Source organism: Lutibacter sp. (genome assembly GCF_041555395.1).
Taxonomy (GTDB): domain Bacteria; phylum Bacteroidota; class Bacteroidia; order Flavobacteriales; family Flavobacteriaceae; genus Lutibacter.
Genome location: NZ_JBFFKM010000080.1, coordinates 1 through 7,561, shown reverse-complemented (window position 1 = coordinate 7,561; position 7,561 = coordinate 1). Strand labels below are relative to the sequence as shown.

The 7,561-nt window shown below is 33.3% G+C and carries 7 protein-coding genes; 6 read left to right on the top strand and 1 reads right to left on the bottom strand.

Translation table 11 applies throughout. The features are described 5' to 3' along the window. From ABY285_RS11750 to ABY285_RS11725, 6 genes are all read left to right on the top strand, one after another. A partial coding sequence (locus tag ABY285_RS11750) for a diacylglycerol kinase family protein (RefSeq protein ID WP_372770284.1) occupies positions 1 to 304 on the top strand: 304 nt, incomplete at its 5' end. A 49-nt stretch (positions 305 to 353) separates the two neighbouring features. Beyond that, complete coding sequence (locus ABY285_RS11745) at positions 354 to 2,750, top strand: DNA translocase FtsK (RefSeq protein ID WP_372770282.1); 2,397 nt, start codon at positions 354 to 356, stop codon at positions 2,748 to 2,750. 32 nt (positions 2,751 to 2,782) lie between these two features. After that, a complete protein-coding gene (locus ABY285_RS11740; RefSeq protein WP_372770280.1) occupies positions 2,783 to 3,436 on the top strand; it encodes an outer membrane lipoprotein carrier protein LolA in 654 nt (217 codons plus the stop codon). A gap of 5 nt (positions 3,437 to 3,441) precedes the next feature. Then, entirely contained in the window at positions 3,442 to 4,890 is a 1,449-nt protein-coding gene (locus ABY285_RS11735) for an LptF/LptG family permease (RefSeq protein WP_372770278.1), read from the top strand. Further along, complete coding sequence (ribB, locus tag ABY285_RS11730) at positions 4,890 to 6,032, top strand: 3,4-dihydroxy-2-butanone-4-phosphate synthase (protein WP_372770275.1); 1,143 nt, start codon at positions 4,890 to 4,892, stop codon at positions 6,030 to 6,032. Before ABY285_RS11735 ends, ribB begins: the two co-directional genes overlap by 1 nt. Before the next feature lie 72 nt (positions 6,033 to 6,104). Next, positions 6,105 to 6,755, top strand: a complete 651-nt coding sequence (locus ABY285_RS11725) for a DUF4369 domain-containing protein (protein ID WP_372770273.1) — start codon at positions 6,105 to 6,107, stop codon at positions 6,753 to 6,755. On the opposite strand, the gene pepE is transcribed toward ABY285_RS11725, so the two are convergent. After that, the gene (pepE, locus tag ABY285_RS11720) at positions 6,747 to 7,454 is read right to left on the bottom strand and encodes a dipeptidase PepE (protein WP_372770271.1); all 708 of its coding nucleotides are present in this window, start codon (positions 7,452 to 7,454) and stop codon (positions 6,747 to 6,749) included. The genes ABY285_RS11725 and pepE overlap by 9 nt on opposite strands. Between the last annotated feature and the right edge of the window lie 107 nt (positions 7,455 to 7,561).

The following is a 7,561-nucleotide window of genomic DNA, read 5'->3' as shown; positions in this document are numbered from 1 at the left end:
GATTTTAATTACTTCTGAACACAGTATTATAGCCCAAGTCATCATTGCAATTATAATGACCTTTATTGGGTTTTTAATGCAAATTTCTGCTACCGAATGGCTATTCCAAATTATGGCAATCGGACTCATTTTGGTAGCAGAATCATTAAATACCGCTATTGAAAAGATGGCGGATTTTGTTCATCCAGAATATCATAAACAAATTGGCCGTATTAAAGATATTTCAGCTGGGGCAGCTTTTTTTGCAGCAATAATTGCCATAATTATTGGTTTAATTATTTATGTACCCAAATTTATAGCGTAATTTAACCTCAGTCATATTAATTTTATATTTTTGTGAGATAATCAAGTGAATGGCCAAAAATAGTAAAACAACCGTTAAAACTCCCCGAAAGCCTCGTTTTCAAGGAATAAAATCATTTTTTGAGAATAGACAAACGCAAACAATTTTAGGATTGTTTATTATGCTTTTTGCCATGTTTTTGGCAACTTCTTTCATTTCCTACTTATTAAACGGGCAAGAAGATCAAAGCCAGCTTTCAAATTTTCCTGACAAAAATGTTACCGTACAAAATCTATTGGGAAAAATTGGCGCAAGTATAAGCCATTTTTTCATTTATGATGGCTTTGGTATTGCCGCTGCTTATTTACCTATACTTTTATTTTTTACCGGTTTATTAGTCTTTTTTAAGGGTGGTTTAAAACGAATAAGAAAATTTTGGGGTTGGGGAATTTTGGGAATGCTATGGCTTTCAATCACTTTAGGTTTTTTATTGCCAAATAATTCAATTCTGGCAGGTGTTGTTGGTTTTGAGTTGAACAATTACCTCCAGCAATTTTTAGGCAAAACCGGACTGTTTTTGTCGCTTTTGTTTTTATTGGTTTCTTATTTGGTTATTCGATTTAAACTTACACCTGAGATGGTTAAAAGTCGCTTAATTAAAGTTAAGGATGCAACTCAAATTGAAGTTGAACCAATCGTAAATACTGACCAAAACAATTTAAATACAGAGGACAAAAAGAATGAAGAATTCAAATCACCTCTTGAATTGTCTCTTGAAAATTTAAAACCTATCTCAACCATTCCGGGAAATTATTCAGAGGAAGATTCTGATCTTGAAAATAATTCAGATTTTAAAGAAAATCTGAAATCAGAGGCAGATGTTGCTATTGCTATCGAAAAAATTGTGGAAGAAAATCGTGTCGAAGAAAACTTGTCAGACAAATTGGTGAAAGATTTTGGAGAATTTGACCCCACATTAGAATTGGGTAATTATAAATTTCCAACTTTAAATTTATTGAGAGATTATAATGAAAGTATCTCTGTAGATCAAGAAGAATTAGAAGCCAACAAAAATAGAATTGTTGAAACGTTAAACAATTATAAAATTGGCATAGATCGCATAAAAGCGACCGTTGGTCCGACCGTTACTTTGTATGAAATTGTGCCCGAAGCCGGTATTCGAATTTCAAAAATTAAAAATTTAGAAGATGATATTGCCTTATCACTTTCGGCCCTAGGAATTAGAATTATTGCACCAATTCCGGGAAAAGGCACCATTGGAATTGAAGTTCCTAATAAAAAAGCCACCATGGTCTCCATGAAATCTGTTATTGCTTCAACCAAATTCCAAAATTCGGAAATGGAATTACCCATAGCATTGGGAAAGACCATTTCAAACGAAACACTTGTTATTGACCTGGCAAAAATGCCGCATTTATTAATGGCAGGTGCAACAGGCCAAGGAAAATCGGTTGGTTTAAATGCTGTTTTAACCTCGTTGTTATACAAAAAACACCCGGCTGAAGTAAAATTTGTTTTGGTTGATCCAAAAAAAGTGGAACTCACCCTGTTTAATAAAATTGAACGACATTATTTGGCGAAATTGCCAGATACTGATGAAGCCATTATCACCGATACCACCAAAGTAATTAACACGCTTAATTCTTTATGTCTGGAAATGGATATGCGATATGATTTATTGAAACTTGCAATGGTTCGTAACATAAAAGAATACAATGCTAAATTTAAATTACGTAAGTTAAACCCAAATGACGGGCATAAATATTTACCTTATATTGTTTTAATTATCGATGAATTTGCCGATTTAATTATGACCGCCGGTAAAGAAATTGAAACACCGATAGCACGTTTGGCTCAATTGGCGAGAGCCATTGGAATTCATTTAATTGTTGCCACGCAACGCCCATCAGTTAACGTAATTACAGGGATCATTAAAGCAAATTTCCCAGCAAGAGCAGCTTTTAGGGTAACTTCAAAAATAGATTCCAGAACCATTTTAGACAGTTCAGGAGCCGATCAGTTAATTGGAAAGGGAGATATGCTTTATGCAGATGGAAATAATTTAATACGATTGCAATGTGCCTTTGTTGATACGCCTGAAGTTGAAAAAATAACAGAATTTATTGGTTCGCAGCGTGCCTACGCAGATGCCTACATGTTACCCGAATATAACGGGGATGAAGTTGGCACAAACCTTGATATAGATATCAGCGAAAGAGACAATTTATTCAGGGATGCCGCATTGGTAATCATTCATGCACAACAAGGTTCAGCCTCTTTATTGCAACGAAAACTAAAATTAGGATACAATAGAGCAGGCAGGTTAATTGATCAGCTAGAAGCCGCAGGAATAGTTGGCCCGTTTGAAGGCAGTAAAGCACGACAAGTATTAATTCCTGATGAAATGGCACTGAACAAATTATTGGATTACGAATCAGACAATTAATAATATAATCTTCACTAGCACATTATAATCGAATGAAAAAATTAGCATTTTTAACAACATTTTTACTAATATGTATCACTTCTTTTGGACAGGAATCCGCTAAAGCAAAATCTTTATTGGATGAAGTTGCCCAAAAAATTGGAGGTTATAAAAATATTTATATTGAATTTAATCATAGCTTAGACAACAAAGAAGCTGATGTACACCAGGAAACAAGAGGTACCGTTACTTTAAAAGGTGATTTATATAACCTTAATTATATGGGATCAGAACAAATTTTTGATGGAAAAAAACTCTATCTGATTATTCACGAAGATGAAGAAGTCATCATTCAAAATCCATCTAAAAAAAAGGAAGAAACCCTTACTCCTTCTAAAATGTTTTCCTTTTACAAAACCGGATATACCTTCAAAATGGATGCTTTAAAAACAATTAAAGGCGTCAAAATACAGTACGTAATGTTAACGCCAATTGACAGCAACTCTGAAATTAAAAATGTTTTGGTCGGCATTGATGCAAACACAAAACATATTTTCGATATTATTGAAATAGGTAAAAACGGGACCACTACTACATTAAATATTAGAACATTCAAAACAAATCAACCTATATCAGAAAACCTTTTTATCTTTGACCGAGCAAAATACAGAGATTTAAAAAAATACACCATCTCTGAACCAAAATAATAGCGTTGAAAATATTTGACAAATACATTTTAAAAAGTTTTTTACAACCTTTTTTAGCCACATTTTTTGTGGTTCTTTTTGTTTTGGTTATGCAGGCTTTATGGCTTGCATTTGATGAAATTGCAGGAAAAGGGATCGATATTTTTTTTATTTTAAAGTTTTTGGGATATTTGGCACTTATCCTTACACCGACTGCATTACCAATCGGTATTTTATTGTCTTCCATCATGGCTTTGGGCACTTTGGCTGAAAATTATGAATTTGCCGCAATTAAATCCGCAGGTATTTCTTTAAAAAGAGTTATTCGTCCGCTAATCATTTTAGTCATTTTATTAAGTGGACTTAATTTCATATTTCTAAACAATATTTATCCGTGGGCAACGCTGAAACAGAAGAATTTGTATTTGAACATGAAAAAGAAAAAGCCAGCTTTGGCGCTGGTACCGGGAGCATTTAATACCGAAATCCCTGGTTTCAGCATAAAATTTGACGAAAAATATGGTGAAGAAGATAATTTATTAAAAAATGTTCAGATAGCTGATTTAAATGCCGGAAAAGGAAAAATAAAAGTGATTACCGCCGAAAAAGGCACTATATCTACAGAAGAAGGAAGTAAATATATGACACTTACCCTTGAAAATGGTAATTACTACGAAGAGCATCTCACTAATGGGATGATGCCAGATGACAGGGCGAAAATGCCGGCTTCTAAAGCCATATTTAAAACCTATACCATCAATATTGATATTTCTTCTTTTAGTGATGACAATTCCATGAACGATGAAATAGTGAAGGAACACCATGGTATGTTAAGCATTGTTCAATTGGATTCCATCTCGAAAAAAAATAAGATTGAATATGATGCCTATATCGAAAACAGGGCCGATATTTTTTACAATGCCATCCATGCCAAAAAATTATATAAATACTCTGATTCTATATTAAATAGAGAATTAGCCCCTGAAATACTTGATAATTTCAATCTAAATAACAAAAGTACGTTACTAAATCAAGCCATCCAACAGATTAACAGAACAATTGACCGGAATAAATATCAAATAAAATCATTTAAAGACCAAAGAAAAATCCTTAACCTTTATGATTTCGAATTTAGTTACAGAATTTCCTTTTCTTTAGCTTGTTTCGTTTTGTTTTTTATAGGTGCACCATTGGGATCTATCATTAGAAAAGGCGGATTTGGATTGCCTCTGATTATGGCAATTACGATATTTGTCATTTACTTTTTCATATCACAACTTGGCAGAAACTTATCCGAAGAAAGTGCCATTTCGGCGCTCTTGGGAAGCTGGCTTTCCACGATAATACTTTTACCATTTGGCATCTTACTCACTCGAAGAGCAACAAAAGGAATGGGTATTTTTAATATTGATGTCCTTTTTAACAAAGTCCAAAATATATTCAATAAATTAACAGAAAAAATTTCAATTAAATAATGAAAACTTCAACAAGTACCATTAAACTTAACACCATACAAGAAGCTATAGAAGATATCAAAAACGGCAAAATGATTATTGTTGTTGATGATAAGGACAGGGAAAATGAAGGTGATTTTATTGCCGCTGCTGAATGCGTCACACCTGAAATGATTAATTTTATGGCCCAACATGGTAGAGGCTTAATTTGCGCTCCCTTAACCGAAAGTCGTTGCGAAGAGTTAGGGTTGCCTTTAATGGTAAACAAAAATACCGTGTTGCACAATACACAATTCACGGTTTCAATTGATTTAATTGGAAGCGGTTGCACTACTGGAATTTCTGTACATGATAGAGCAAAAACAATAAAAGCATTAACTTCAAAAGATTCAAAACCGGAAGATTTTGGAAGACCAGGACATATTTTTCCATTAAGGGCTAAAGAAGGTGGTGTTTTACGAAGAACCGGACATACAGAAGCTTCTATTGATTTAGCTCGTTTGGCAGGCTTTCAGCCGGCAGGAATTTTAGTAGAAATTTTAAATGAAGATGGAACAATGGCTCGCTTGCCGCAATTAATGGAAGTTGCTAAAAAGTTTAAATTGAAAATTATTTCAATTGAAGATTTGGTGGCTTACCGAATGAAATATGATTCATTAATCTATAAAATTGAAAATTTCACGCTTCAAACACGTTTCGGCGAATTTCAATTAAAAGCTTATAAACAAACAACAAACAATCAGGTTCATATTGCTTTGACTAAAGGTTCTTGGGAACCAGATGAACCAATATTAGTGCGCGTAAATTCATCATTAATCAATAATGACATTCTTCGGCTTTTAACTGCCAAACCCGATGACAAATTTTCCAAAATATTTAAAATGATTAATGATGAAGGAAAAGGAGCTGCTGTATTTATCAGTCAAGAAAATCAATCCTTTGACCTCATAAATCGTTTGTCTTTATTAAGGGAAGCCCAAAAAAATGTGGAACACAAAGTGCCTAAAATTCAACCAGATGATAAAGATTTTGGAATAGGTGCCCAAATTTTGCAAGACTTAGAAATTAGCAAACTACGTGTTTTATCAAATGCTCCGGCTGTTAAAAAACGTATTGGTATGACAGGTTATGGACTTGAGATTGTTGAGTATGTAAATTATTAAACTGAAATTTCATTGAAAAAGATACTATTCGCTTGCTTTTATAGCTTAATCATTTTTAGCTGTAATAGTCCAGTGAGTCAATTAAAAAAAGATAGTGACTTAAGAAATAATGGTTTTGTTTTAAATGGATCCTTGAAAACGTTTATATCGGACAAGGTTTATTTGAGTAAAATAGTTGAAAATGAAATACAACCAGTTGATTCTACCATCATTAAAAATAATAACTTTGTTTTTACCGGTAGGGTTGACTATCCAGAGCGTTTTGCTTTAACTTTCAAAAATTCGTCGGCAGAGATTATTTTGATTATTGAGAATGCAAATTTTGAAATATTGTTAGATCCCAGCCAACCCAACGAACCAGTTATAAAAGGTTCTGAATTAAATGCTGAACTGGAGGAATACAAATTGGCTTCAAAAAATATATTTAAAAAAATAGATTATTTATTCCCAAAATTTCAAAAAGCCCGTCTTGAAAATGATGTGAAAAAACTGAATGAAATAGGAAATGAATTAAAAAATATTGAAACAGAATTCATCGATTTCAGTTTTAATTTTATTCAAAAAAATAGCTATTCTTATGTTGCCGCGATGATTTTAAGCGACCATTTGAAGGCGTCGAGTATTGATACGGTTAGAATAAGCAACACCTATAAACAACTTTCCGAAACTGTAAAAAAATCGCCTGATGCCCAATTGATTGCGGCAGCTTTCAATTTACGTTAAAAAACTCAAATCAGTTTCTGGAGACAACTCAATCGCCGATTTATTTTGCTGAAACAAACGTGCATTCATGGTTCCTTTTAAAATGACATGACCTTCTTTCACATGCAACCAACTTCCTTCCCTAAGTCCCAAAACCGCTGTTTTATTAAGTGTATGAAATTCATTTATCCGCGTCTCTCTAGTTTCGCCCATATGAGTTGAATTTGGATCAGGATCTAAATAATGACAATTTAAATTAAAATTAACAAACCCAAAGGTATCAAAACTTGGCGGGTAAATGATGGGCATATCATTGGTGTTTTGCATTGTCAATCCGCAAATGTTACTTCCCGCGCTCGTTCCAAAGTACGGCGTTCCATTTTCTACCACATTTTTAATTGTTGAAATTAATTTCAAATCGTACAATTGCTTTACCAATAAAAAAGTATTTCCTCCACCGGTAAAAATACCTTTGGCCTGATTAACAGCATCAATCGGATTGCTGAATTCGTGAATTCCCTTTATGCGAATATTAATTTTATCAAAGCCCTTTTTTACCGATTCGGTGTATTCTTCATGGGTAATTCCTCCTGGTCGGGCATAGGGGATAAACAAAATTTCACCAACGCCTTTAAAAAATTCAGCCAGTTCAGGTAAAATATATTCTAAATATCCTTTTCCATGTACCGATGAACTGCTCGCTATCAATAATTTTTTCATCTGTTTAAATTTTATTTTTTAGCGGGAACAGATGCTGTTCGCCATTAATCATTCCTTTATGTATCGAAATTTGTAAAGCTCGTTTCATCTGTTTAAATTTTATTTTT

Bases quoted from the DNA above. Each gene is read 5' to 3' on its own strand.
- ribB (WP_372770275.1), top strand. From the start codon at position 4,890: ATGAAAACTTCAACAAGTACCATTAAACTTAACACCATACAAGAAGCT.
- ABY285_RS11740 (WP_372770280.1), top strand. From the start codon at position 2,783: ATGAAAAAATTAGCATTTTTAACAACATTTTTACTAATATGTATCACT.
- pepE (WP_372770271.1), bottom strand. From the start codon at position 7,454: ATGAAAAAATTATTGATAGCGAGCAGTTCATCGGTACATGGAAAAGGA.
- ABY285_RS11745 (WP_372770282.1), top strand. From the start codon at position 354: ATGGCCAAAAATAGTAAAACAACCGTTAAAACTCCCCGAAAGCCTCGT.